We start from the raw sequence: 23,420 nt of genomic DNA, 5'->3' as shown, positions 1-23,420 counted from the left end.
TATACCGTAATCCGGTATATGCTTTTACTTTCTACGTTTATCCATAGTTTTGCTTACGTAGCTCTGAATCTTGTGAACGTTTTTTTTGTGAAAAAATCAAAGTCTCTTTAATCCAGATCGCCCCGTTATATATAGGGTTAAAGATAAGCATTGGTACGGTGATACAAGCTACAATTGTTCCTACATAATAGAGTGGATTTGCATAATAATCGGACCAGCCTATTACTTCAACAGACTTAAGAATAATGAGTTCAACAAAAATATGAAGCGTGTAGATCGCTAATGAATAGCTTGATAAACGGGTTAATAGGCTACCTTTACCGAGTGTAGGGAACTGCACACAAAAGGCACCAAGTGAAAAGGTGAAGAGAGGCAGTAGGAGCCATCCGAGACCAATTTGGTAGTAATAATTACATACATATGCAACTGCAAATAAAATCGTATAGAGCCACGGCGCTTTATAGTTTATAAACTCTTTACTATGATTTAAGGCAAATCCGAGCGTAACAAACAATAAGCCAAACGCAAAGTTTTTGTATTGAAAAATGTTCAAGTTTGAGAGAAGCCCGGCGTTCTCTGCTGCGTATAAAGCAATCGCAATCGTAACCAGTGCTAAGGTGTTTGCTTTGAGTCGAAGCAGGACGTACAGGAACAAAGCAGAATAGATAAGAATCACTAAAAAGTAAGAGCTTGGAAGGACCCAATTGAACCATTTAGTAGATTGATTGTGCTCCATTGATTGATTTGAGTTAATATGGCGGTTTTGATAGATTCATTTTGAATACTCGCGGTTATCGCTTCTATCACCACTCGAGCAACCATATAAAAGATTGAAAAGATTAAATAATAGCTAAAGATCTTTTTAGCATATGAAATAAGATACCCAGGGCCAACGTCTTTACTTTTACGATAAAGAATAAAACCAGCAGCCATAAAAAAGAATGGGCTACCAATATCTAATACATACCGATAACTATAATAATTGCTCCAATTGGCAATTTCATTACTAGGAATTTGTGAAGTGATATGCACGATGACAACAGCAACGGCACAGATCAACCGAAAGACATCAATCGAATGATAGTAGGTTTTTGTTTGATTCATCATAGCTCTCATCCTCTAGTTGTCTTTTTTTTGAAGATTTATTGGATACTTTCATATACAATAACTATGAAGGGCTTATGTGCTCATTACAAGGCGATTCGTGTGAAGAATTTGTAAAGGAAAGGGATGGTAGGGTATTGAAATATCGACCATTAACTGAGCTAGACGCAGAGGCATATCGAAGCATTCGATTCGAAGCCTTACAAACAGCTCCAGAAGCATTTGCGTCAAGCTATGAGGAAGAAAAAGAGTTGCCAGTAGACGCATTCAAAGCAAGGTTAAAAGGTGAAGATTCAGTGACATTTGGCATGTTTGATGGCGAATCATTAGTAGGAGTCACCACTTTACTCATTGAAACAAAACAGAAACTCAGGCACCGTGCCATGCTTGTAGCAATGTATGTCTCACCCCAAAAAGGGGAGAAGGGGTCGGCAAAGCTTTAATCAAACAGGCAGTCCAGAAGGCAGAAGCAAACCGTGGAATCGAACAGATCTACTTGACCGTAGTATCAACAAACGAATCTGCCAAAAAACTCTATCAATCAATGGGTTTTAAAAGATATGGCGTCGATAAACAAGCTCTAAAGCTAGATAACAATGTCTATTTGGATGAGGATCTGATGGTTTTAGATATAAAGGAGAGAATCGGTTGAATACATATCGTGTAACAAAATATAATCCTACCAATCGATATGAAAACGGGGTGTACAAGGATCAAGAGGAATGGACTTCTTATTGTGACATTGGTAAAAGACAAGGCGGTAATGGCTTACTAACAGAGGACGAGTATCTTAGAATAGAAGCTCTTTATATTGATGCTATTTTACGGTTTATGAAGCTTCATCATTTTACAGAGTTACATGTTTTATATTTGGAGAGGCATGATGAATCAGCTGAAGATTTCGATTCGTACTCAACTGATGATATGAAGGAGCTTTTTCACTCCGTACAGGTTGGACGTTCAATTACAATACAAGAAATTAGACCGTTTGTGAAATTAATTTTGCGAGATCTTTTATGGGCGAGACTTGGTGTGATTGATCAACTAGTTGTGACATTTGGTTATGATTATTATATGTATCTACATACAAACGAAGCCATCTCATCGATTAAACGAAGAATAGAGAACAGTGGATTATTTGTTGAATTAATGCCTCCAGATTTAGAATTATATTTATGATAGGGGTGGATGGATGAAGCGCATGATCGCACTGTTGATGATGTTGAGTTTTCTATTAGTGTCCTGCTCAGATGAAATAAACACAGATGATTTAAAACCTCCTAAACTGTCCATTATCATAGGTGATGAAACCATTGACCCCGTTTTAGGCTCGTATAGCTGGGGTGAAACAAATGTATTTGGTCAAGGCGTAGGTATCGAAGCTGATTCAGATTTGCCATCAACCATTGCGGACTATCAAAAGCCAATCACTGTTTCAACAGACTCAGAGGTATCCATTGAATTTGAAAAACAACCAACTCATTACTCAATCAGGACCTGGGATTCAGGAGGTCAACTGGACAGTTATGATGAATTAGATCTCTCCATTCATTCCGGTTTAAACATATTTGAAGTATTAGCATCATGGCCAGAAGGCACGGGGAGTTATTCCCTTTATCTAGATGTGGAGTAGCTGAGATAAGGGAGATGAGCATACTCTCCCTCTTATTATATTTCTTCAGTACGTTTGTCCAAATGGTTTAATTTACGTAATGATTCACGAACATTTATACTCTTGAAAATTACTATAAAGATTAATGCAAAAAAGATATACGTGATCCCAACTAGAAAAGCGGTTTTTAACGGAGCGAGCCATTCAGAGAGAAATCCAGCTCCAACCATCGCTATCCCCATCGAGCTATTTTCAAACATTGATAACGTACCAATTAGTACTCCTCTTTTAGATGCAGGTAGAATTTTCATGAGTACCGTATCAAAACAGATATTACTTACTCCAACTGCACACGCAATGGCTGCGGCAAGTAGTAAAGCTTGCAAAAAGAAGAAGGATTGACTAAGTAACAGATGACCTACACCCTCCAAAAAAATCATCACTGCTCCAACAGCCATGTATTTTCCACGAATCCATTTAGCGATCGTTGAACTTAAGATTAATCCCATTCCTAATGAAGCATAGATCAATCCAACTCCCAGATCTCCTTTTTCAAAAACATCTAATGCAATCAAGTTAAAGATCACATTGTCGACCCCATTTGCTAGCGGCATAAGTAGCATGACCATTAAAAATACTCGTAATAATGCCACCTTAAACAAAAGAAATCCGCTTTCTTTTAATGAAAACTCTACTGGTACAACATTATCTTTGAGTTTCGGTATACTTTCGATTTTTGCCAATCTTGCTATAAGCGTTGCTGCTAATAAAAGAAAAATTGTATGAATAAAAAATAAAATGGTTACATCAGATACAAAAGCGATGATACCTCCAAGAAGGGAGCCAAAAACAAGGGTTAAGCCGACCACATTTTGCTCTAATCCATTAACAGAGAGTAAGTTTTTCTTCTGCACAATGTCAGGAATTGCTGCAAAACGAATCGGTCTATACATCGCTTCCCCACTAGCAATGACAAAAGTACTGAGATATAACAACCATAAGTGATCTGTGTGAACAACCCACAATGGCAATAAGGCAAACGGTGCTCTTAATAGATCGATCCAAAGTAACAATTTTGCCTTATGAAAACGATCGGCCAAATAACCGCTAAGTGATGCAAATAAAATGGTAGGAATAACACGTAAAGCAAGCAAACTTCCTAGTGCAAGACTAGATTCAGTTAATAGATAAAGAAGGGCGAAAGAGCCAACTTGAGCAAAGCGACTACCCATTCCATTTAAAACAGAGCTCCAGAATAAAATTCGATATCTAGGCTCTTTTTTTAACACTCGATAACTATGCATATAGTATTCCTCCAATAAAGTTAGATGTATATCTAATTAGTTTTGCAAAAAAAAAAGCTTTCTTTAGGATATAGGGTTGCTCATCTAATTAGATTATAATCTAATTAGATGAGCGTGAAAACTCTTTTATTGCTCGGAAAAAATTTTTTTACAAAAGTAAAGCACCCTTTACGTAAAGGGTGCTTTACTTTATACTGTGTGTCAGGAGGCAATGCGTATGGAAAATTCAATAAAAGAACTGCGTAAACAGCATCATTTGTCTCAAGAAGCGTTAGCTCAAAAGCTTGGTGTCTCAAGGCAAACGATCATATCGATCGAGAAGGGTAAGTACCATCCTTCATTGCCACTTGCGATTCAAATAGCAAGGTGCTTTGGCACACATGTAGAGGATGTTTTTCATCTAGAAGAGTAGGGGGATTGTCGTGAGTCAAAAAAATAGTTGGGTCATGAGTAATAAGTCGGGAAGAATTTTATTTACTGTTTATTCATTGCTTTTCCTTATTTTTGGGTTGTTTTTATTGATTTTGAATGTAAATGTTGGGGGTGAAGTACAAGGTCACGAATTCATGTGGATTACTTTAAGTATCATTTGTGCAGTATGGGCGTATCTTTATCCTCAATTTAAAGTGAATGATGAACGAGCTAAGCTTATTAAACAGAAGGCGATGTTTTATAATTACGGTTTTATAATGGGGTACTCTATTATATTTATGATCTTACTCACAACAGAAATAATTACCTTAACAGCTCTTCAGCTTCTCGGTATTTTTACAGCGCTTATCGCTAGCACCGTATTTCTTTTGTTTATCTTTTTTTCAAAACGGTATTGAATGGTTATAGAAGAAGGAGATGAGTGGGACATGAAGAAATTCTTTGCCTACAATTGGCAAGTCCGTGATGAATGGTTTAAATGGTGTCAGCAGCTTACTTCTAGTCAGTTGCTAAAAGAAATGGGTGGTGGCGCGGGCAGTATTTTGTATACGCTGTTCCATATCGTAGAGGTTGAAAACAGTTGGATTCGTGGAATACAAGGCAAAGAAGATATGGTGTATTCATTTGATGATTATGCAACGCTTGATAAAGTAGTCTCGTTGTCTAACCGCTTAAAACAAGATCACAAACATTTTATAGATTGTGAGTTACTTCAATTAAATGAAAAAATGATTCAAGTGCCGTGGGAAACAAATGCGTACACATGTGACGACATCATTCATCATATCATCGTACATGAGATTCATCATATTGGACAACTCTCGATATGGGCAAGGCGCTTAGATCTCAGCCCGATTCCTGCCCATTTTGTTGGGAGAGAATTGTCGCATTAATAATCGAGAACACGAATATTTTTAGGTAGTGATTTTTTTAATGATTCTACTGTTTGAAACTTGGATTCATTTGAGATTATTACTACGGCTTGAGCGTCATGTTCAATTGTTATAAACGTTGTGTCTGGCAGCATGTCAAATACAGGAGTCAACACTTTACGTTTGCTATTTCGAATAGGAGCTCTTTCGATATACTTCACTTTTCTGGTGGAAGACACTGAAAAAAACTCATTCTGCATGGGCAGCCAAAAAAATTGATCTAAACAAGCCAAAAGATTCTCCGCATCATGAACATGTACCTCCAGAATAGGTGACTTATATCTTGGACCTTCCTTTTTCTGGTCAATCACGAAATGGCGTAGTTGAAAATCGATCTTTCTATCCTGAAACCATTGAGTAAACTCTGCTTCTTGACCTTCATAAAAACCAAATGTAACCGTCACTGGAAAGGCATTCAGATGAAGAAGTACGTGATAGAGTAACTCTTTTGTCGCTAGTACATAGTCATCAGCATCTGGACTGATCGTAAAGCAAGCATAGTTCCCTTTAATTTCAGCAAAGCCCTCATCTTCTTCGAGCCTCATGATATAAACGGGTAGTAATTGGTGCCTCTTTTTATAGATCCTCCGCACAAATTTTTCTTTAGAGTCCGTATATTCCTTTATACCCGTAGAAGAGGTTTGTACATAGGATGTCTTTAATCTAGCATATTCATCTCTTTCTACTAATTCCGTATTCAAATGTCTCTGAAAAAAAGTAGATCCTTCCAAAGCTCACTGTTAAATTGAACGACGTGGACATAATGTGTTTTCGTTTGATAAGTTAGATCAGTGAATTGGGCAAAGATGATCTCGTTAGGTTTTTCAACCTGTAGCTTCACGAAGCCCGATTTATTTAGAGCTTTTATTGTACGTCGCGGTGGAGCTGTGAGGTCATCCACACCAATGAGTAAATCAATGATTGGTTTAGAAGGCATCTCTACAATAGCCGTGCTGCCAATGTGTTGAATGCGTTCAGCGTACATACCAGAGTCTCTTACTAGTTTACTTTTAACTCGTTGAAATTCCTCTACCCATTGAGGTGTATAGGTGACTAGCTTGACCTCATTCCGTCCAAGTCCTAAATGCATGTTGTTTTCCTTTCCTTTGGAGAAATATGGATTGTGCTTATAAGAATAAAACAAAAAGCCAATGTTGTGAAGACATCATCGGCTTTTTGTCCTTTATTTATTTCAGAAAGTCTCGTACCATCTCAACCATTACTTCGGATTGTGTGTGATGTAGGTAATGATCCCCTTCAAGCAAAATCACTTCTCCGTGATCAGAGTCTTTTACTTGCTCTTCATGTAGTGGAATCCATCCGTCTACGTCTGTGTTATCTGCTTCTAAAAAGAAAAGTAAAGGAAGGTCTGACGGGAAGTCTAAAGCCTGTGCGGCATTAAAATTCGATTCAAAATGCTGCATCTCGTTGATGTTACTTGGATTATAAAAGTTTTTATGAGTAAGCATTCTCATTTGTTCCTTTGTTTCATCATTATATGGAAGGGATTCATATGGGTCATCACCTAGCTTCATAAATAGTCTGACGATCCCTGATTTATTTAGGAAGTTAAACGTTTTGATTGGAAATTCAGTATCCATGCCTCCTTGGGTTGGGACACTCGTATCGATTCCGACAAATGCTGTCACTTCATCTTGATATTTATTCACATAATCTAATCCATAGATGCCTGCAATCGAGTGGCCCATTAGAATATATTGATCAATACCAAGATTTTGCAATACTTCATGGGTTTCACTTACAATATTCTCAGTCGTGCGATCTTTCTCAGTATAATCACTTAATCCATAACCAAAAGGTTCAACAACTACGACTCTGTAATATGGCGATAGCTCTTCGATTAATGGCTTGAAATCAAGAGCAGGTGCGGCTGTTCCATAGCCTGGTAGAAGTACAACTGTTTCTTCGCCTTCTCCTTCAATCGTTACATTGATATGTTCCCCATCTACTGGCACCAATTGACCATACGATTCTATTTTTCCTTGCTCTGATTTGCTACTGATTAGATTAACAATAAAAACAATAGCTAGAAAAAGTCCAATGACTATAACGATTACCACTATTATTTTAAGTAGAATGTTGAGTATTTTTTTTATCACTTGTATCTTCTCCAGTCTCTTTGTTGTGTAACGGTCCGTTAATAAAAGTGTATACAACTAATATGTACTCTCTATGACGCGAATATGAACGGAGTATGAACAAGCAAAAAAAGCTACAGACTGATAGGTATGAGTCTGTAGCAGAAGGATATTACTGTGTAATTGGCAAGGTGACAATAAAGGTAGTACCTTGTCCAGGCTCGCTTTTTACGTGGATATCTCCTTGATGTATAGAAACAATTTGTTTAACGATCGCAAGACCCAAGCCGCTTCCACCATAAGTACGACTATGAGACCGGTCCGTTTTGAAAAAACGCTCGAATATACGTTTTTGATCAGTCTGAGAGATACCAATACCTGTATCGGATATTTGAACTGTTACGAATGTAGTGTCTTGCTTTATGCTGACATGAATGACACTGTCATCTTCGGAAAATTTAATGCTATTGCCTAGTATATTTGTCCATACTTGGTTCAATAAATCATGGTCAGCCATAATGGGAGTGGTAGGTAAGTCCAAGCTCAAATTGGATATGGCGAGCGACCCATTGAGGTTGAATCGCAACGATGACTCGTCTGATTTGTTCATCTAGATTGAGTGTGACTAGACGCAAGTGCTGAGACTGCGACTCAAGCAAGCTAAGCTTTAGCAGACTATCACTCATCTTGGACATTCGCTCTGCTTCAGCAATGATAATTTCGAGATAACGACTTTTTTCTTCATTAGTCAGGTCTACTTGTTTAAGTGCTACGGCATATCCTGATATGGACGTGAGAGGAGATTGAACCTCGTGTGACACGTTTGAAACAAAGTCTTTTCGCATCTGTTCAAGCTGTTGCAAGTCCCGCGTCATTTCTTCAAAGCTACGAGCTAAGGTACCTAGCTCACCTTTTTGTTTAATATTCAGGTCAACATCAAAATCACCAACTGCAATTCGTTTCGTTGCTTTTGTTAGCTTTTTAATGGGTCTAACCAAAAAGAATGTGGCAACGAGAATTAAGATGCTTCCTGCTATTAATGAATAGGTTAAAAAATAATAGATCCACTTAATTAAAAAAGAGGAGGAAGAAGGGGAGACCGGGTCGACAAACATCGCTTTTGTGCCTACTTCCGTATCTAGTGGAATGCCTAAGCGAATCGGACTTACGCCGTTTGTTGGAACTTGTACCGTTTGACCATCTAGAACCTGCTCAACTTGTTCCATCGTCACAGTGGAGATGTCATCTTCTTCAAATGTTCCATAAGATTGAAACTGACCATCTTCTTCGTAAATACGAATATGATACGAATTAAGTTGGTTCATTTCTTGGATGAGTGAATCCGCTTCTTCTAATGGAATGGTTTTGTAGATGTTAACTATGTCCTGACCAAAATCGTACAGGGTAATTTGTAAGTTCTCATTTAATTTGTCTTCAAATACCCAAGTAGCCACAAAAAAAGCAATAAGCGTTCCACCAATGACTGAACCTAAAAATGTCAGAACGACACGAGTATAAAGGGACCAGATCATTCGTTCACCTCAAGTCGATACCCAAGCCCTCGCACCGTTTCAATCTTGAAGTGGGGAGTAGAGGCAAATCGTTCACGGAGACGTTTAATATGCACGTCAATTGTGCGATCATCACCTGCGTAATCAATTCCCCAAATTTGATCAATCAATTGCTCCCGTGTATAGACTTGTCCAGGAGTTCCAGCGAGCTTATAGAGCAACTCAAATTCCTTGAGTGGTAATGTGAGAGACTCAGTACCGCGTGTCACTTTATAGGTTTGTCGGTCAAGGATGACGTCACCAAATTGAATCGTCTGCGTGACGCCAATTCGATAACGCTTTAATAATGCTCTAACACGAGCCATTAACTCCAACGGATCAAATGGTTTTGTTAAATAATCATCCGTTCCAAGTTCAAAACCTTTTACCTTCTCCCAGGTTTCACCTCTGGCAGTCAGCATGAGCAAAGGAAGGTCAGGACTTGCTTTTCGTAGCTCCTTGCATAATGCCCAACCGTCCATAATCGGCATCATAATATCAAGCACAACAAGATCCACTTGGGAAGAAGCGTAGACGGCCATTGCTTGTTTGCCATCTATTGCCTCAACCGTTGTGAAGCCCTCATTTCTTAGAAATAAACAAACGAGTTCGCGAATGTTCGCGTCATCGTCAGCAACCAGTATAGTAGGCATCTGTTCCCTCTTTCTTCATGTTCCATCTTCTAACCAGTATACATTAACTCATCTCATTTATTACATTTTGGCTTGGTGCTGCTATTCCTAGAAGTCGTAGGCATTCTTTTAACACAAGAGAGACTGCATATGAAAAAGCTAGCTTTGTTTGTTTATGATTGTCTTCTACAAGAATTTTTGTGTGAGCGTAGTACTTATTAAATGACCGTGCTAGTAATAAACTGTATCTGGCAACTTGAGAAGGGTCTGCTTGGTCAAATGACTTTTCAACTAAGGAAGGAAATTGATCTAATAGCATAATGATCGGCCATGCCTGTTCACCTAAAGAACAGAATGTATCTTCTTTTGGTTGATACTGACCCTTTTCTAAAATCGTTGAAATACGAGCAAATGTGTATTGAACATAGGGTCCAGTGTCACCTTCAAAACTCATCATTTGTTCAAGGGAGAACTCTAAATCGTGGGTCCGTAGGTTTTTAAGGTCATTAAAGATGATCGCACCAACTCCAACCTGCTTAGCAACCAACTCTTTATCTAAAAGAGACGCGTTTTTATCATTCATATTACGTTTTGCTGTTTCAATAGCTTCTGCTAATACATCAGCCAAGAGTACAATCTTGCCCTTACGCGTCGACATTTTTGATCCATCTTTTAGCATCATACCAAATGCTACATGCTCAAGACTGGTTGCCCACTCATATCCCATTTTTTTAAGAACTTGAAACACTTGTTGAAAATGTAGGGATTGTTCATGACCAACCACATAAAAGGTTTTTTTCGGTTGGTAGGTCTGGTGGCGATATAGGGCGGCCGTCACATCACGGGTTGCGTATAATGTGGCCCCATCCTTTTTAGTGATGAGACAAGGCGGCATGTCTTCTAGTTCAACAACATAGGCACCTTGAGAGAGCGTAAGTAAATGTTTATCCTGCAATTCACTAACGACCTGCGCCATTTTGTCATTATAAAAAGCTTCACCTGTGTAAGCGTCAAAGGTAATGCCAAGTAGCTGGTAGATGGTTTCGAATTCCTTTAAGGACTCTTCTCTGAACCATTTCCATAGAGTGAGGCATTCTTCGTCTCCGTTTTCTAACGCCTTAAAGGCAGCGCGGGCTTGATTATTTAAAGCATCGTCTTTCTTAGCTTCTTCATGAAAGTGCACATATAGTTTTAATAATTCTTTAATGGGTTCTTTCTCAATAAGCGACTTCTCTCCCCATAACTGATACGCCACAATGAGTTTTCCAAACTGAGTGCCCCAGTCACCTATATGATTGATTCGAACGACATCGTATCCATTTTTCTCTGATAGATGGGAAAGGGAGTGACCAATAACGGTTGAACGTAAGTGCCCCATGGAAAATGGTTTAGCAATGTTTGGAGAGGAATAATCAATCAATACTTTTTCACCTGTCGATGGTTTGGAACCAAACTGACTTTTCTCAGTCAGAACTTGGTTGAGAATGTGGTTCCCAGATAAATCTTGGCTAACAAAAATGTTTACATAGGCTCCTGCTACTTCAATTGAGTGGATCCATTCACTTTTAAGATTCTCTTTGATTTCATTTGCTATGATGGCGGGAGATTTTTTTCCTATTTTCGCGAGTGTGAAGCAAGGGAAAGCAACATCACCAAGATGAGATTGCTTTGGTGTTTCAAGAAGATTGTACACTTCCTCTTCTGATAAAATATAATCTAACGTTTTGGCAATAGCTTTTGCGATTTGTGTATGAATCATCATTTTTCCTCCTTATGAATATAAAAAAGCCCCCGTCTCTATAATTAGAGACGAGAGCATAGATTCCCGTGGTACCACTCTAGTTGCCACCAAAAAGGTGACCACTTTCCATTTGTAACGAGGTGACTCCCCGCATTTCCCTACTAATCGTTCAGGAAACATCTCCAAAGTGCGCTTCATTCAAATTTGTTGCATTAGGCTCACACCATCCCTAACTCGCTAGCCAACGTAATTTGAACTACTCTCTTTGTCATTGAATGTGTCTGATTGAATTTAGATTATCTTACATTCATATCCAGTTGATGTCAATGGTCAAATCATCCGAGTAAAAAAATATCTTGCGAAAATGATTGGATTCACTATAATAAACGAAGAGAAAACGACGTGATCAGTAAGACTCTCTTTCATTCATTTATTTGAAAGGACGTTTGTGAGACTCGAGGGTCGTAAAATGATATGAGGAAGAGGTAGAAACATGGTAGAAAGTTTAAAAGACCAATGGTTTGGTAATGTGAGGGGAGATATTCTCTCCGGCATTGTGGTGGCATTAGCTTTAATTCCAGAAGCCATTGCCTTCTCGATTATCGCTTGGTGTGGATCCAATGGTCGGTTTATATGCGTCCTTTTGTATTGCAGTTGTCATTGCCTTTACAGGTGGAAGACCCGGTATGATCTCTGCTGCTACTGGAGCAATGGCTTTAGTCATGGTCACTCTTGTTGCAAATTACGGTTTTGAGTACCTTTTAGCTGCAACAATCCTGACCGGAGTCATCCAAATTATTTTTGGAGTCTGTAAGTTTGCGAAGCTGATGCAATTTGTGCCGCGTACAGTAATGACTGGTTTTGTTAATTCACTGGCTATCCTAATTTTCATGGCGCAAATTGATCATTTTGTAGGTGAAACATGGGTAATGTATCTACTGGTAGGGGTGACACTTGCCATCATTTATTTGTTTCCTATGATAACGAAAGCAGTACCATCAACACTCGTAGCAATTATAGTTGTTACGATCATCGTGCTCTTTTTAAATATTGGTGTACGTAATGTTGGGGATATGGGGACTTTAACACAAACCTTGCCTAATTTTGTGTTACCCAATGTGCCTTTTAATTTAGAAACATTGTGGATTATTCTTCCCTATTCATTAGCTTTAGCGATCGTTGGATTGTTAGAGTCACTTCTCACAGCAAGTATTGTCGATGACATGACAGATACAGCGAGCAACAAAAATAAAGAAAGCCGTGGACAAGGAATCGCCAACATTGTGTCTGGATTTTTTGGAGGCATGGCCGGGTGCGCGATGATCGGTCAGTCTGTTATTAATGTGAAATCAGGCGGTAGAGGGCGGTTATCGACACTAGTCGCAGGTGCATTCTTAATGTTTTTAATTGTTGTATTAGGTAACCTAGTAGTACAAATTCCGATGGCTGCTTTAGCTGGTGTGATGATTATGGTATCCGTCAGTACATTTGATTGGAACTCCGTTAGAACGATCCATCGTTTGCCACGAACAGATGCCATAGTGCTTGTTGTCACAATTGCTGTTGTACTTGTGACGCACAATTTAGCTTATGGAGTCTTGTCTGGTGTGGTGTTAAGTATGATCTTTTTTGCTGCTAAGATTTCTAAAATTCATGTATCATCAAGTTACATGGAGAATCAGAAGAAGCGTATATATAAAGTAGAAGGCCCTTTGTTTTTTGCTTCAGTAACAAGGTTTTTGTCACAATTTGATACCACTGAAAAGTTAAACACAGTTGACATTGATTTTACCCACTCACAAATTTGGGATGATTCAGCTGTTGGAGCCCTTGATCGATTAGAATCGCTATTCACAACAAATGGGATAGAGGTTCAATTTATAGGACTAAATCAAAAGAGTATGTCATTGCTTAAATCAGTAGGAAAAATTCCAAACGCCTAAACGAATCATAATCAATAAAACCAACACATTTTGTGTTGGTTTTTTGGTAGTATTAACCACATAGCGTTTATTTAAGGAGGTCCTATGAATCCATCTGATACTTACCATGTAAATATAAAGATTAATGAAGTGACATTTGCTTTAAAAGAGATCCATAACTTTAAATGGTTAACAGAGTACGGATCAGTGTTTAAAGTATTTGATCAACAGGATTCTGGAAATTTAAGCTTTGGTGTGAAGCAAGGTGATAAAAAGCTGTTTGTAAAATATGCTGGGCTAAACCAATTCATTATGAAGGGGAACCGAGTTACGCGGTCGCTCGATTAAAACAAGCGGCACCCATTTATCGAGATCTAAAGCACAAATCTCTTATTACGTTACTTGATCAATTTCAGGTAGGGGAAGGATATGCGCTAGTTTTTGAGTGGGTTGAAGGCGAGTGTTTGCACCCACATTGGTCCTTTCCACCCCCAGAAAAGTACACGAATCCAAACTCACCCTATTATCAATTTAAACAACTCCCGGTAGAAAAGCAGCTAGAATCATTAAAAGCGGTCTTTTCCTTTCACGAATTTGTGGAGAAGCAGAATTATGTAGCGATTGATTTTTATGATGGAAGTATTTTATTCAATTTTGCTGAATACAAAACGATAATCTGTGATATTGATTATTATCAGAAGAAACCATTCACTAATCACATGGGACGAATGTGGGGATCGAAGCGGTTTATGTCACCAGAAGAATTTGAGCTAGGGGCTAGTATTGATTCTAAAACCAATGTGTTTAATCTGGGTGCGATGGCCTTTAGTCTATTGGGAGGAGAACTTGATCGTTCATTTGAAAAATGGCAAGCAAATCCTGCTCTTTATGAAGTAGCGTTGAAGGCAGTGGAGCAAGAGCGAGACATGAGATTTGCCACTGTCGAAAAGTTTTATGAAGAATGGAAGCAAGCAGGAGGGTGAGAAGGATGAAACGATTACAAGTGGTGTATTCTTTTATTTTTGATGATCAATCTGGCAAGGTCTTACTTGTAAAAAACAAAAATCACAATACATGGTCTCTGCCTGGTGGCCGTGTGGAAAATGTCGAAACTCTTAGCGAGGCTGCGATCAGAGAGGTGAGGGAGGAAACCGGATTATCCGTTGAAATCACTCAGGTGCTCAGTTTAGATGAGCTATTTGTAGATGGTCATCACGCCATTCTTACTACCTTCCAAGCCGCCATCAAATCAGGTGAACTGCTCATTCAAGATATTGAGACCATTGAAGAGGCAGAGTGGGTTGATTTACAAACAGCAAATGAAAAAATTCCTCTTTATAACGGAATGGAACGTTTTCTTAAAGATGCTGTACCCTATACCTTCCACGGAGAGTTAGACATTAGATAAAAAATAATCCGCATGTCTAGCGTGGCTTATTTTTATCTATCAGATTCTGACTATGGATAGGATTTATTTAAATTTAATAAGTATAGTAATGATACCTAATCTAGAGATTACGCCCCTGCCAAGGGGGCTGATCAGATATAGAGGGAATGTACATGAAATGGTAGAGAAATGGCATATAAATGAAAATTTCTTGAAGTTATGGGCTCATAATCTATTGAAGATACTTAATGAGAGGTTTCGTGAACTTGTTGTGCCTTTAATTGTTCTAGGATTAAGTGGTTCACCGATTGTCACTGCATTAGTTCTCTTGTCACAGCAATTAGGTACCGTCTTATTTGCTATTCCGATAGGTACGTGGATTGAGAAAAAGAATCCAATCTTCGTTTCTTCAAGCTGCAGTATGCTATATGCTGTGCTCATATTTAGCCTAGCATATATTGTGAGTGTAGATAGCGTAAGCCCTGTATTGATTGCATGTATATTATTCTTAATTGGATTGGTCGGTTTAATTCAACAGACAGCATTTCAAGTGATGATTCCTAGGGTAGTTGGTCGGAACAACCTATTAAGTGCGCATAATCTGCTGAAGGTGCTGACGCTTTTGTCACACTTATTGGCCCAAGTATTGGTGGTTTCTTACTCGCCTATTATGGGGCCAGTTTTACTCTTGTTGTATGCGGGTGTTTAATGGCGATTTCCACAATGTTCATTTCAGTTGTTAGGTATAAGCATTCGAAATCAACAGCTACTAGTGAAACGAAGCATATAAAAGAAAAAGTGTTTGAGTTTAAAGAGCGAGCAAAAGAGGGCGTTCAATATCTTTTTGCAAACTCTTCCCAAAAAGGTTCAACGATTGCTGCTGTATGTTTGAGTTTCGCCACTGTATTTATGATCTTAAGTATCATTTTTCACTCTAGAACAACTTTAGACCTATCAGAACAATATATTGGCATTTTACTATCATTTGCGGGACTAGGTAATGTGATTGGTGTACTTATTATGAATCGATTTAAGAAGGTTAATTGGCTATTTTTCTTAAGTACCTTACTCATTTTATCTTCAGTTGGTGTTTTGTGTTTTCTGTCTAGCCACTTTATCGTGATGTGCATTGGAATGATGATTTTTGATGGCGCGCTTTCAATGGGTTTTGTTGTTCAACTTTCTGTTCAGCAGGGAATTACGCCTGATTCATTGCTTGCAAGAGTAAGAAGTGCCATGTACGTCATCGCCGGTATTGCTTCCATATGTGCAACATTGTTAGCAGGAGTATTTACTGAATGGAATTCTTATGTAGCCTTAATCTTTGGTGGGTTGATGCTATTACTACCGGCTTTTTATATTCTTAGATACAAAGATAGTAGTGTGAAAATGGACCAAATTAAACCGATTTATATGGATGGAAGAAAGAGCTAGGCCCAAAAAGAAATAAGCCCCGCAACTGCTTTGCTTGGCTTATTTCTTTTTAGGTTTCATTTTAGGAAGAGTCATGGCTTGAATGACAAGAGCTATCACGAACAATAGACTAATCATTAAGAAAGTTAGATCGTCTGAAAAAAATGAAAAAGAACTCGTGCTTACGTTGTTGAGTGTAATAAAAAACATCATGACAATAATAAGAAATAGAAGCCGATTAGCTTTCATTTATCCACATCCTATATTTTGTTAATGTAAGTATATGACTAATGATCTGAACATTCAATAGCATATATTTTGAAGGGATGAGAGAAGGGGTTCTATGAAAAAGAAGATAGAAAAGAGACTTTGCTACTTATATTCTGGAGAGACTGCATCCATTATTTGTTTTTTGATCGTTTTTTACTTTTTTAATCTCACTTACCCGCAATTTCAATTAAGCATATTATCTTCTTTTATCGTTTCTTTTTTTCTCCTACTATTTATATTAGGACAGGGAAGTGTGTATTGGTTTATTAAATGGAGACGGTTAAAACAAATGGGAACAGCTGACATACCAAATAAGCTCCTTCTGTACCTTAAGATCACGAAGAAAGTGAACCTTTTTATTCTAATGTTCATCCCTGTGTTGTTTGTTATTGATTATCAAGTCAGGTCTTTAGATGTCTCATTGATAGGTTTGTTGATTTCCATATTTGTTTATCTATTCGCTGTATTAGAATACATAAACTACTTCCATGTTCAGCTCTCATATGATAATAAATCAGATCTATTATGGCTGCTAAGAACTAAAAAACTGAAACGAGCTTGTTTATCGAAAGAATTTGAGCGTATAAATTTGAAGTGAATAGGTGCATACCAAGTTCAAGAGTAAAGTATATTACATTTTCATTTAAATTATTTATCAATTCTGTAAAAACGATGTTTCCCAATAGACCCTCAACAGCTGTTTGCTATACTCAAGGCGAAAGCTTTTATACAGACCAACACAATAGGAGGGCTTTATGAAAAAGCTGAGGAACCAAAAAAGTGGAGTTCAGTCTGTTATTTTGTTTGCCGGGGTGCTAATCAGTATTCCAGCTCTTGCAGAAAGTGTGGATGATCCGCCTCCTGTCATCGAGCCGGATCAACCAAATGGAAAAATAGTTCTGTTTGATAACAGTCATGGACAGACGGCTTGGACAATCGGATTGGGTAATTGATGGTGCTTTTTCTGATTTTGCCGATGCTTTAGCCGATGTTGGCTATCTTGTTCATGAACACCGCGGTGCAGATCCGTTAACTGAAGAAGATCTAGAAGACTATGATGTGTTTGTTATTCCAGAGGCTCAAATTCCATTTCAGACAACGGAGCAGGATACCATCGCTTCATTTGCAGAGGAAGGCGGCGGAGTCTTTTTCATTGCCGATCATTATAATGCCGATCGTAACTTTAATCGCTTTGACTCCAACGAAATTATGAATGGCTTGGCGCCGTGGTGCCTACGAGGATCTAACTAAAGGGATGAGTGATGCAGAGAAAGAGGCACTTGAAGGAGTGAAGAGCTCAGATTGGCTAGCGGAGGAATTTGGGGTACGTTTCCGCTATAACTCGATCGATAACACAGAAGCAAATGTCATTGTGGATCCTGAGGAGTCATTTGGTATTACAGAGTCTGTTGATTCTTTATCCTTACATGCAGGATCCACACTTGCTATTATGGATCCAGATCGAGCGAAGGGCATTGCTTTTTTGCCGGAGGGATTAACTCCAGAAGAGAATAAATGGGGTAATGCAGTGGATCAAGGTGTTTATCATGGTGGAGGAATAGACGAAGGACCGTATGTAGCAATCGGAAAAAAAGAGCTTGGAAAGTCAGCCTTTATTGGAGATTCCTCCCCTGTAGAAGATGCCACGCCTAAATACCGGAATGAGGAGCATGGCGGACAAAAAAGAACCTATGATGGGTTTATTGATAAAGATAATGGACAGTTGCTGTCCAAGTGATTGATTGGCTAGCTGAGCCTGAAGACTACACAGATTTCACAAGCACTTCAATTACATTGGACGAGCCTTCTCCCTTGCTTGATATGGAAATCCCGGAGCAAACAACCGAGCCAGAGCAAGAGCCTTGGAGACAGCCGCAAGGAAATTATCGCTGGTACGACCGGTCAACATTTGCTAGTGGATCATTTGGTTCAGGAGAAGAGGCACCCGCAGAGGTAGTATATGAAGTCAGTACTCCTGATATCCTGCCGCTTGGTGGTGAATCGTTTGAAGTGACAGTTAAAGTAGATCACCTAGAACCAGGTCAGAGTATAAGTGACTTGGATATGCAAGTATATCTATCTGGTGGACAAGCTATTTCCCAAGTGCAAGCGGAGAACGGAAGCTTGCCAAACGGTTATGGCTATCAAAGCATTGGATCTTTAACAGCCGATGATCAGGGTACAGCTGAGAAAGTTGTGACACTTAGGTTAAACCCAAGCATTGCTGCAACAACGGCAAGTATCCGGTTACGAAATGATCGTCAAAATGTGGTGACTCAAACCGTCGCATTGGGACAGAGTTTAACAGAGCAGCAGCCTGCTGCTTTTAAAACCTGGCAAACAGAAATCAATAAATATGCGCTGAATTAGCGATTGAATGTGGTCACTCCTAACCATCGTATAAAAAAAGTAAGCCGCGCGCATCTTGCGTGGCTTACTTAGTTTGTTTGTTTTTTTCTTGATTTAGAAAAAGTCATGGCTTGGACGGCGAGTGCGAGTAGAAAGAGCCCACTTATGATGTTAAAAGTAAGATCATTTGAAAGTGGCTCAAAAGACGTAGTGACATTAGCAAACACGCAGAGATACATCAGGACAATGATATAAAATAAGATTCGATTTGCTTTCATTTGAACACATCCCATATATTGTTAGTGGTAGTATAGATGGAATATTGAATTTATACAATGATTATTTTAGAAGTGTACAGAGGAGAACTTGTTTATGAAAAAAATAACGATCAATGCAGATTGTGAAGTAGTGATTTTAGAGTCTAGACATGCTCAAGAGTTATTTCAATTAATTGATCATAGTCGAATGAACCTTGGAGAATGGCTTTCCTTTCCTACAAAAACTAACAGTGTGGAAGACTCAAGAATGTTTATCGAGAAATCATTAAAGCGCTTCTCTGAAAACAACGGGTACTGGGCTTGTATATGGTATAAAGGAAATCTTGCAGGATCAATTGGCTATTTGTACGTAGACTTGAAAGCAAAAAAAACGGAAATCGGCTATTGGCTGGGTGAAAACTATGTGGGCGAAGGCTTAGTCACGCTAGCTTGTACCGAATTCATTAGACATGCTTTTACTGAACTTGGCCTAAGAAAAGTTGAGATAAATGCAGCAGTTAGAAATACAAAAAGCCGAGCGATCCCCGAGCGGTTAGGCTTCAAACAAGAAGGAGTAATCCGTAACTATGAATACATAAATGGCGTGTACCACGATCGAGTGGTGTATGGGTTGCTTGAGGAAGAATGGAGTAAATTTTGATATAAGAAAAGGCACGCAGCTTGAGCGGTGTGCTTTTTTTGGTTGGTGAGGTAAGGTACGTAAACTAAAAGTATTGGAAGAAGAGCAAATACATCAGAAAGAGGACAGATACATAAACAAAGTCATAAAACACGTCATCAGCACACCAGCAACTATACAGTTGAATTGTATAGTTCAACTGTGTATACTTAAACTATTCAGTTTGACTGTATAGGAGGATGTATGAAACGAAATAAACATTTGCCGTTAACAGAAACGGTTTATTATATTTTACTCTCTCTCTTGGAACCTCGCCATGGGTACCTAGTTATGCAACGTGTGGATGAGTTAAGTGAGGGGCAAGTAAAAATGGCAGCGGGTACTTTGTATGGGGCTTTCGAAAACTTGGTGAAGCTTCATTTTATTGAACCGGTTCCCGAACAAGAAAGCCGCAGAAAAGTATATGTAATTACAGAAGAAGGAAAAGAGATCCTAAGACTTGAGCAGGAGCGCATGAGAGCATTGCTCAGTGTGACAGATCAGCTGTTAAGGGAGGAGAAGCATGAGGAGGTTTAAATATTTTTGGAACTTTACAGATGAAGAACAATGGTTAAATGAAATGGCACGTGATGGTAAGCATTTTATGTACCGTTCATTTGGGTATCGTTTTGAAAAAGGAGAGCCTAAGGATACAACGTATAAAACCGATTATCGAATGTTTAAGAAAAAAGCAGATTTTGATGATTACGAAATGTTATTCGAAGACAGTGGATGGCAGAGACTCCCTTGTCCAAGAAGAAATGGTCACCAATATTTTAAAAGGGTACGTGATGATGCTTCTGATGATATTTTTTCTGATCAAACGTCAAAGGCAGCTAGATATAAACGGCTTTCTGAACTGTTTTATAATCAGTTCATTATGTTTTTGCCAATCCTAGTTGTATTCATTTTTACGAATAATAATTTAAATGCTTTAAACTTAATGAATCCAATAGATTGGTATTTAACACCGGAACTATGGGAACGGACAGGATCAGCGTTTTGGCGAGCATTTTTATTTGAGACTCCGTTTGCTTTATTGAGAGGCTTAACGTTTTATCTTGTATTATTTTGCTTTCTCTTTTATGGCTATTACTATTGGAAAGCAAAAAAACAATATGAAAAAGAATCGAAAATATTCTAAAAAGGAGGTCCTACTTCTTGAATACCGAACATTTTATATAACCTTACCTTCAGCCAATTCGTGGACCTCCAGCCCTCCCAAATCTAGTTGCTTTAAAATCACAATCCAAACGGAGGTAATACAATGAGGTCTACTAATGAAATGATGGAGTTACTATTAACTGTGGCAAGAGAGGACGATCGAGTACGTGCTGTTGGTATGAATGGTTCGAGAACAAATCCGATGGTACCAAAGGATGTTTTTCAAGACTATGATATCGTTTATGTTGTAAAGGATATGCAAACATTTCTTGATGATCCGAGCTTGGATAGAGGTGTTTGGTGAGAGAATTGTGATGCAAACGCCTGAGGCAATTGAGCTTATTCCTCCATTAAACGATGGAACGTTTGCGTATTTAATGCTATTTACGGATGGCAATCGTATTGATTTGACACTTGTTCCATTCGAACAGAGCAAGACGTGGAATCGTGGAGATACGTTAGCACAAATTTTGCTCGATAAGGATCAGCATTTGCCTGGCTTACCCGCGCCAACTGATATTGATTATTGGATCCAGAAGCCCACACAAAAGTTCTTTGATGACTGCTGCAATGAATGTTGGTGGGTATCAACTTATGTAGCTAAGGGGCTTTGGAGAAATGAGTTAACCTATGCATATGATCATCTATCCATTGTTCGGGAGATGTTGATCCAGATGCTTAAGTGGAAAATAGGTGTACAAACAGATTTCAGCTTAAGTGTAGGTAAAAATGGGAAATATCTTGAGGCGTATTTAACTAAGGATGAATGGGACATGTTTAATTCCACATACCCTAGATTAGAGGTGGGACAAATGTGGAAGGCGCTATTTGTTCTTTTGGATCAGTTCTCAAACGTTTCGGATGAGGTAGCTGAATCGCTCGACTTTAAACAAGAGATCATTGATCGTAAAAAAGTCAGAGAATATTTAAAGCATGTCCAAGTATTACCCGTCGATTCAAAAGAAATCCTGTAATGATAAATGCCCTGCACTGAGTGTGGGGCATTTGCATGTTATCTTACAAATAGGTAGATTATTCGTTCTTATCCGGAACTCTCTTAATAGGCCAAGCATAATCTATTAATGAGTTAGATTTTAATTTTTCACAGTGACTAGTAGGCGATATGCCTGAATATGATAGACATTGTGAAAGAAACGGAAAGGGATGAGATTCATGAACATCAAGATGGATTTTTTACCTGTAACAGCTAGTAATCGTCCTGGGCGCCAATTAAATGCCACCTATATCACTCAACATGAAACGGGTAATTCAAATGTAGGGGCAAACGCCGAGGTGCATTCAAGATATATAAAAGGAGCAGACGCTAGATCCCGATCGGTTTCGTGGCATTTTACAGTGGATGACACACAAATTATTCAACACCTACCTACTAATGAGGTGGCATGGCATGTTGGGCCAAATGGCAATAGTCAATCCATTGGTATTGAGTTATGTGTCAATTCAGATGGTGATTTTCAAAAAGCCAAAGCGAATGCTGCTTGGTTGGTTAAACGTCTGATGAACAATCTGAACATCCCACTATCACGAGTCGTGACGCATAAACATTGGACAGGAAAAAATTGTCCTGCTCGTTTGTTAAATGAATGGGATGATTTTAAAAGACTGATTGAAACGGTTCAATCTGGTCCGCAAACGGGTGGAGTGATCGTACCTGCGCCAACTCCGACACCAACTCCAACACCACAGCCAACTAGACCGATTGTAAATCAGTTCATTGGTAACGCACAAACCTTTTTAAACAGCCGTAACTACCCAACAAAGGCTTCCTTCACACCATTAGTCGTTGATGGGATTGTCGGTGCACGCACTCGTTCGGCATTAGTACGCATATATCAGTATTTTGCAAGTGTCCGAATTGATGGGGTATTTGGACCAGTGAGTAAACGTGCTGCGAATACACTTAGAAAAGGTTCTACTCACCAATGGTGGGTTCGCTTATTACAATCGGCACTTAACACAAAAGGAGCAAGCTTAGCCATTGACGGAAGTTTTGGGCCAGCTACAGAAACGGCCGTACGTACTTTCAGCGCAGTTCAGGCATCACAGTTGATGGAATAGCCGGTGCAAATACGTGGGAGAGACTATTGCGATAAGGTATTAACCAGAACATAAGGTTTTGTTCTGGTTTACATAGTATTTTAATGGATCAATCTGAAAAAAATTCTACATCTTCTACGGTTTCTAGAGAATCTGAAAAAGCCTTTGTTGCCTTTACCTGCTCATCCTCAAAAATATAGTAGTGGTAGTCTCCTTTTATCCCATTTAAATCAAAATAAACCTCTAAAAAGTAAGGTTGATTCTCTGCATGTCGATTGTATTTTGATTTCATTTGTATGTTTAACATGCGTGAGGCACCATCCTTATTAAAATGCTCAGTCACTGCTTGTTTTAATTGATAGTGTTTGTATGGATTGCCATTGAAATGGGTATAACTCATAAAAGCTACAACGACAATCATAATTAGTATAAGCCATTTTAAACGTGTCATCTGTCTAGCTCCTTATTAAGATTCATCTTCATCGTCTCATAAATTGATAGGCTCTCTCAACCTT

29 protein-coding genes, 5 pseudogenes and 1 other annotated feature are annotated in these 23,420 nt (G+C 38.7%); of the genes and pseudogenes, 23 read left to right on the top strand and 11 right to left on the bottom strand.

Translation table 11 applies throughout. The annotated features are described in order from the left end of the window. Positions 1–37: 37 nt before the first annotated feature. Positions 38–676, bottom strand: coding sequence for an acyltransferase family protein (locus NDM98_RS05015; RefSeq protein ID WP_251605056.1), 639 nt, complete (start codon positions 674–676; stop codon positions 38–40). Further along, positions 676–1,107 carry an acyltransferase family protein gene (locus NDM98_RS05010; RefSeq protein WP_251605055.1) on the bottom strand — a complete coding sequence of 144 codons (432 nt, stop codon included), beginning with the start codon at positions 1,105–1,107 and terminating at the stop codon, positions 676–678. The genes NDM98_RS05015 and NDM98_RS05010 overlap by 1 nt, the downstream gene beginning before the upstream one ends. A 134-nt stretch (positions 1,108–1,241) precedes the next feature. Between NDM98_RS05010 and NDM98_RS23865 the strand changes: the two genes are divergently transcribed. From NDM98_RS23865 to NDM98_RS04995, 4 genes are read left to right on the top strand one after another with little or no spacing between them, the layout of a single operon-like run. Continuing rightward, positions 1,242–1,547 (top strand): hypothetical protein, encoded by a 306-nt coding sequence (locus NDM98_RS23865; protein WP_307728660.1) that lies wholly within the window; start codon positions 1,242–1,244, stop codon positions 1,545–1,547. After that, the gene (locus NDM98_RS23860; RefSeq protein WP_308807733.1) at positions 1,547–1,756 is read left to right on the top strand and encodes a GNAT family N-acetyltransferase; all 210 of its coding nucleotides are present in this window, start codon (positions 1,547–1,549) and stop codon (positions 1,754–1,756) included. The genes NDM98_RS23865 and NDM98_RS23860 overlap by 1 nt, the downstream gene beginning before the upstream one ends. Next, the gene (locus NDM98_RS05000; protein ID WP_251605054.1) at positions 1,753–2,283 is read left to right on the top strand and encodes a hypothetical protein; all 531 of its coding nucleotides are present in this window, start codon (positions 1,753–1,755) and stop codon (positions 2,281–2,283) included. The genes NDM98_RS23860 and NDM98_RS05000 overlap by 4 nt, the downstream gene beginning before the upstream one ends. Positions 2,284–2,296: 13 nt before the next feature. Further along, positions 2,297–2,737: a YajG family lipoprotein gene (locus NDM98_RS04995; RefSeq protein WP_251605053.1), complete on the top strand. Its 441-nt coding sequence runs from the start codon at positions 2,297–2,299 to the stop codon at positions 2,735–2,737. 35 nt (positions 2,738–2,772) lie between these two features. Here NDM98_RS04995 and NDM98_RS04990 read toward each other — a convergent pair whose 3' ends face one another. Then, a complete protein-coding gene (locus NDM98_RS04990; RefSeq protein WP_251605051.1) occupies positions 2,773–4,020 on the bottom strand; it encodes an MFS transporter in 1,248 nt (415 codons plus the stop codon). Between the two features lie 217 nt (positions 4,021–4,237). On the opposite strand from NDM98_RS04990, the gene NDM98_RS04985 reads away from it, so the two are divergent. Genes NDM98_RS04985 through NDM98_RS04975 form a run of 3 tightly spaced genes read left to right on the top strand, consistent with a single transcriptional unit; the run spans position 4,238 to position 5,345 of the window. Continuing rightward, the gene (locus NDM98_RS04985; RefSeq protein ID WP_251605049.1) at positions 4,238–4,432 is read left to right on the top strand and encodes a type II toxin-antitoxin system RelB family anti-toxin; all 195 of its coding nucleotides are present in this window, start codon (positions 4,238–4,240) and stop codon (positions 4,430–4,432) included. A gap of 10 nt (positions 4,433–4,442) precedes the next feature. Beyond that, positions 4,443–4,850, top strand: coding sequence for a hypothetical protein (locus NDM98_RS04980; RefSeq protein WP_251605047.1), 408 nt, complete (start codon positions 4,443–4,445; stop codon positions 4,848–4,850). Between the two features lie 30 nt (positions 4,851–4,880). Beyond that, positions 4,881–5,345 carry a DinB family protein gene (locus NDM98_RS04975; protein ID WP_251605046.1) on the top strand — a complete coding sequence of 155 codons (465 nt, stop codon included), beginning with the start codon at positions 4,881–4,883 and terminating at the stop codon, positions 5,343–5,345. Here NDM98_RS04975 and NDM98_RS04970 read toward each other — a convergent pair. The 5 genes and pseudogenes from NDM98_RS04970 to argS all read right to left on the bottom strand — a co-directional run bounded on the left by NDM98_RS04970 (position 5,342) and on the right by argS (position 11,427). Continuing rightward, a pseudogene (locus NDM98_RS04970) lies at positions 5,342–6,474 on the bottom strand (GrpB family protein). The gene NDM98_RS04975 and the pseudogene NDM98_RS04970 overlap by 4 nt on opposite strands. 97 nt (positions 6,475–6,571) lie before the next feature. Beyond that, entirely contained in the window at positions 6,572–7,504 is a 933-nt protein-coding gene (locus NDM98_RS04965) for an alpha/beta fold hydrolase (RefSeq protein ID WP_373370356.1), read from the bottom strand. A 151-nt stretch (positions 7,505–7,655) separates the two neighbouring features. Next, positions 7,656–9,015: pseudogene (locus NDM98_RS04960) on the bottom strand (sensor histidine kinase). Next, positions 9,012–9,686, bottom strand: coding sequence for a response regulator transcription factor (locus NDM98_RS04955; RefSeq protein WP_251605044.1), 675 nt, complete (start codon positions 9,684–9,686; stop codon positions 9,012–9,014). The pseudogene NDM98_RS04960 and the gene NDM98_RS04955 overlap by 4 nt, the downstream one beginning before the upstream one ends. Before the next feature lie 43 nt (positions 9,687–9,729). After that, positions 9,730–11,427 carry an arginine--tRNA ligase gene (argS, locus tag NDM98_RS04950; RefSeq protein ID WP_251605042.1) on the bottom strand — a complete coding sequence of 566 codons (1,698 nt, stop codon included), beginning with the start codon at positions 11,425–11,427 and terminating at the stop codon, positions 9,730–9,732. Between the two features lie 40 nt (positions 11,428–11,467). Continuing rightward, positions 11,468–11,687: a binding site (T-box leader), on the bottom strand. Positions 11,688–11,899: 212 nt separating this feature from the next. Here argS and NDM98_RS04945 point away from each other — a divergent pair. The 5 genes and pseudogenes from NDM98_RS04945 to NDM98_RS04925 all read left to right on the top strand — a co-directional run bounded on the left by NDM98_RS04945 (position 11,900) and on the right by NDM98_RS04925 (position 16,149). Continuing rightward, a pseudogene (locus NDM98_RS04945) lies at positions 11,900–13,349 on the top strand (SulP family inorganic anion transporter). Positions 13,350–13,433: 84 nt separating this feature from the next. After that, positions 13,434–14,311: pseudogene (locus NDM98_RS04940) on the top strand (protein kinase family protein). 5 nt (positions 14,312–14,316) lie between these two features. After that, positions 14,317–14,736, top strand: a complete 420-nt coding sequence (locus NDM98_RS04935) for an NUDIX hydrolase (RefSeq protein WP_251605040.1) — start codon at positions 14,317–14,319, stop codon at positions 14,734–14,736. Positions 14,737–14,893: 157 nt separating this feature from the next. Beyond that, positions 14,894–15,424 (top strand): MFS transporter, encoded by a 531-nt coding sequence (locus NDM98_RS04930; RefSeq protein WP_251605038.1) that lies wholly within the window; start codon positions 14,894–14,896, stop codon positions 15,422–15,424. Beyond that, the gene (locus NDM98_RS04925; protein WP_308807732.1) at positions 15,349–16,149 is read left to right on the top strand and encodes an MFS transporter; all 801 of its coding nucleotides are present in this window, start codon (positions 15,349–15,351) and stop codon (positions 16,147–16,149) included. The genes NDM98_RS04930 and NDM98_RS04925 overlap by 76 nt, the downstream gene beginning before the upstream one ends. Before the next feature lie 39 nt (positions 16,150–16,188). Here NDM98_RS04925 and NDM98_RS04920 read toward each other — a convergent pair whose 3' ends face one another. Further along, positions 16,189–16,377: a hypothetical protein gene (locus NDM98_RS04920; protein ID WP_251605035.1), complete on the bottom strand. Its 189-nt coding sequence runs from the start codon at positions 16,375–16,377 to the stop codon at positions 16,189–16,191. Positions 16,378–16,471: 94 nt separating this feature from the next. Between NDM98_RS04920 and NDM98_RS04915 the strand changes: the two genes are divergently transcribed. The 5 genes from NDM98_RS04915 to NDM98_RS04895 all read left to right on the top strand — a co-directional run bounded on the left by NDM98_RS04915 (position 16,472) and on the right by NDM98_RS04895 (position 18,768). Then, positions 16,472–16,996, top strand: a complete 525-nt coding sequence (locus NDM98_RS04915; protein WP_251605034.1) for a general stress protein — start codon at positions 16,472–16,474, stop codon at positions 16,994–16,996. 157 nt (positions 16,997–17,153) lie between these two features. Further along, positions 17,154–17,351, top strand: coding sequence for a hypothetical protein (locus NDM98_RS04910; protein ID WP_251605032.1), 198 nt, complete (start codon positions 17,154–17,156; stop codon positions 17,349–17,351). Next, positions 17,314–17,649, top strand: coding sequence for a motility-associated ABC transporter substrate-binding family protein (locus NDM98_RS04905; RefSeq protein WP_251605030.1), 336 nt, complete (start codon positions 17,314–17,316; stop codon positions 17,647–17,649). Before NDM98_RS04910 ends, NDM98_RS04905 begins: the two co-directional genes overlap by 38 nt. Positions 17,650–17,653: 4 nt before the next feature. Further along, on the top strand, positions 17,654–18,136 hold the full coding sequence (locus tag NDM98_RS04900) for a hypothetical protein (protein WP_251605028.1): 483 nt from the start codon (positions 17,654–17,656) through the stop codon (positions 18,134–18,136). After that, positions 18,133–18,768 carry a hypothetical protein gene (locus tag NDM98_RS04895; RefSeq protein WP_251605027.1) on the top strand — a complete coding sequence of 212 codons (636 nt, stop codon included), beginning with the start codon at positions 18,133–18,135 and terminating at the stop codon, positions 18,766–18,768. The genes NDM98_RS04900 and NDM98_RS04895 overlap by 4 nt, the downstream gene beginning before the upstream one ends. Before the next feature lie 68 nt (positions 18,769–18,836). Here NDM98_RS04895 and NDM98_RS04890 read toward each other — a convergent pair whose 3' ends face one another. Beyond that, positions 18,837–19,025, bottom strand: coding sequence for a hypothetical protein (locus tag NDM98_RS04890; protein ID WP_251605026.1), 189 nt, complete (start codon positions 19,023–19,025; stop codon positions 18,837–18,839). Positions 19,026–19,119: 94 nt separating this feature from the next. Here NDM98_RS04890 and NDM98_RS04885 point away from each other — a divergent pair, with 94 nt between their 5' ends. The 6 genes and pseudogenes from NDM98_RS04885 (at position 19,120) to NDM98_RS24560 (ending at position 22,961) form a co-directional block, all read left to right on the top strand. Then, positions 19,120–19,665, top strand: coding sequence for a GNAT family N-acetyltransferase (locus NDM98_RS04885; RefSeq protein ID WP_251605025.1), 546 nt, complete (start codon positions 19,120–19,122; stop codon positions 19,663–19,665). 222 nt (positions 19,666–19,887) lie between these two features. After that, positions 19,888–20,220, top strand: coding sequence for a PadR family transcriptional regulator (locus NDM98_RS04880; protein WP_251605024.1), 333 nt, complete (start codon positions 19,888–19,890; stop codon positions 20,218–20,220). Next, on the top strand, positions 20,207–20,827 hold the full coding sequence (locus NDM98_RS04875; protein WP_251605023.1) for a DUF2812 domain-containing protein: 621 nt from the start codon (positions 20,207–20,209) through the stop codon (positions 20,825–20,827). The genes NDM98_RS04880 and NDM98_RS04875 overlap by 14 nt, the downstream gene beginning before the upstream one ends. 123 nt (positions 20,828–20,950) lie before the next feature. Next, positions 20,951–21,821: pseudogene (locus tag NDM98_RS04870) on the top strand (aminoglycoside 6-adenylyltransferase). Positions 21,822–22,020: 199 nt separating this feature from the next. Continuing rightward, positions 22,021–22,926, top strand: coding sequence for a peptidoglycan recognition protein family protein (locus NDM98_RS04865; RefSeq protein ID WP_251605022.1), 906 nt, complete (start codon positions 22,021–22,023; stop codon positions 22,924–22,926). After that, positions 22,908–22,961 carry a hypothetical protein gene (locus NDM98_RS24560; RefSeq protein WP_373370391.1) on the top strand — a complete coding sequence of 18 codons (54 nt, stop codon included), beginning with the start codon at positions 22,908–22,910 and terminating at the stop codon, positions 22,959–22,961. The genes NDM98_RS04865 and NDM98_RS24560 overlap by 19 nt, the downstream gene beginning before the upstream one ends. A gap of 53 nt (positions 22,962–23,014) precedes the next feature. On the opposite strand, the gene NDM98_RS04860 is transcribed toward NDM98_RS24560, so the two are convergent. After that, complete coding sequence (locus NDM98_RS04860) at positions 23,015–23,356, bottom strand: hypothetical protein (RefSeq protein ID WP_251605021.1); 342 nt, start codon at positions 23,354–23,356, stop codon at positions 23,015–23,017. Positions 23,357–23,420: the final 64 nt, after the last annotated feature.

It is taken from the genome of Alkalicoccobacillus plakortidis, assembly GCF_023703085.1.
GTDB lineage: Bacteria > Bacillota > Bacilli > Bacillales > Bacillaceae_D > Alkalicoccobacillus > Alkalicoccobacillus plakortidis.
The sequence above is the reverse complement of the archived record's forward strand: the minus strand, read 5'-3'. Positions and strand labels throughout refer to the sequence as shown.

Excerpts from the sequence above, each read along its gene's own strand:
- NDM98_RS04930 (WP_251605038.1), top strand. The coding sequence starts at position 14,894 with ATGGTAGAGAAATGGCATATAAATGAAAATTTCTTGAAGTTATGGGCT.
- NDM98_RS04885 (WP_251605025.1), top strand. The coding sequence starts at position 19,120 with ATGAAAAAAATAACGATCAATGCAGATTGTGAAGTAGTGATTTTAGAG.
- NDM98_RS04890 (WP_251605026.1), bottom strand. The coding sequence starts at position 19,025 with ATGAAAGCAAATCGAATCTTATTTTATATCATTGTCCTGATGTATCTC.
- NDM98_RS04880 (WP_251605024.1), top strand. The coding sequence starts at position 19,888 with ATGAAACGAAATAAACATTTGCCGTTAACAGAAACGGTTTATTATATT.
- NDM98_RS04935 (WP_251605040.1), top strand. The coding sequence starts at position 14,317 with ATGAAACGATTACAAGTGGTGTATTCTTTTATTTTTGATGATCAATCT.
- NDM98_RS04860 (WP_251605021.1), bottom strand. The coding sequence starts at position 23,356 with ATGACACGTTTAAAATGGCTTATACTAATTATGATTGTCGTTGTAGCT.
- NDM98_RS04990 (WP_251605051.1), bottom strand. The coding sequence starts at position 4,020 with ATGCATAGTTATCGAGTGTTAAAAAAAGAGCCTAGATATCGAATTTTA.
- NDM98_RS04905 (WP_251605030.1), top strand. The coding sequence starts at position 17,314 with ATGGACAGACGGCTTGGACAATCGGATTGGGTAATTGATGGTGCTTTT.
- NDM98_RS04995 (WP_251605053.1), top strand. The coding sequence starts at position 2,297 with ATGAAGCGCATGATCGCACTGTTGATGATGTTGAGTTTTCTATTAGTG.
- NDM98_RS04910 (WP_251605032.1), top strand. The coding sequence starts at position 17,154 with ATGAAAAAGCTGAGGAACCAAAAAAGTGGAGTTCAGTCTGTTATTTTG.
- NDM98_RS04920 (WP_251605035.1), bottom strand. The coding sequence starts at position 16,377 with ATGAAAGCTAATCGGCTTCTATTTCTTATTATTGTCATGATGTTTTTT.
- NDM98_RS04875 (WP_251605023.1), top strand. The coding sequence starts at position 20,207 with ATGAGGAGGTTTAAATATTTTTGGAACTTTACAGATGAAGAACAATGG.
- NDM98_RS04900 (WP_251605028.1), top strand. The coding sequence starts at position 17,654 with ATGAGTGATGCAGAGAAAGAGGCACTTGAAGGAGTGAAGAGCTCAGAT.
- NDM98_RS04865 (WP_251605022.1), top strand. The coding sequence starts at position 22,021 with ATGAACATCAAGATGGATTTTTTACCTGTAACAGCTAGTAATCGTCCT.
- NDM98_RS05010 (WP_251605055.1), bottom strand. The coding sequence starts at position 1,107 with ATGATGAATCAAACAAAAACCTACTATCATTCGATTGATGTCTTTCGG.
- NDM98_RS04985 (WP_251605049.1), top strand. The coding sequence starts at position 4,238 with ATGGAAAATTCAATAAAAGAACTGCGTAAACAGCATCATTTGTCTCAA.
- NDM98_RS04955 (WP_251605044.1), bottom strand. The coding sequence starts at position 9,686 with ATGCCTACTATACTGGTTGCTGACGATGACGCGAACATTCGCGAACTC.
- NDM98_RS04915 (WP_251605034.1), top strand. The coding sequence starts at position 16,472 with ATGAAAAAGAAGATAGAAAAGAGACTTTGCTACTTATATTCTGGAGAG.
- NDM98_RS04975 (WP_251605046.1), top strand. The coding sequence starts at position 4,881 with ATGAAGAAATTCTTTGCCTACAATTGGCAAGTCCGTGATGAATGGTTT.
- argS (WP_251605042.1), bottom strand. The coding sequence starts at position 11,427 with ATGATGATTCATACACAAATCGCAAAAGCTATTGCCAAAACGTTAGAT.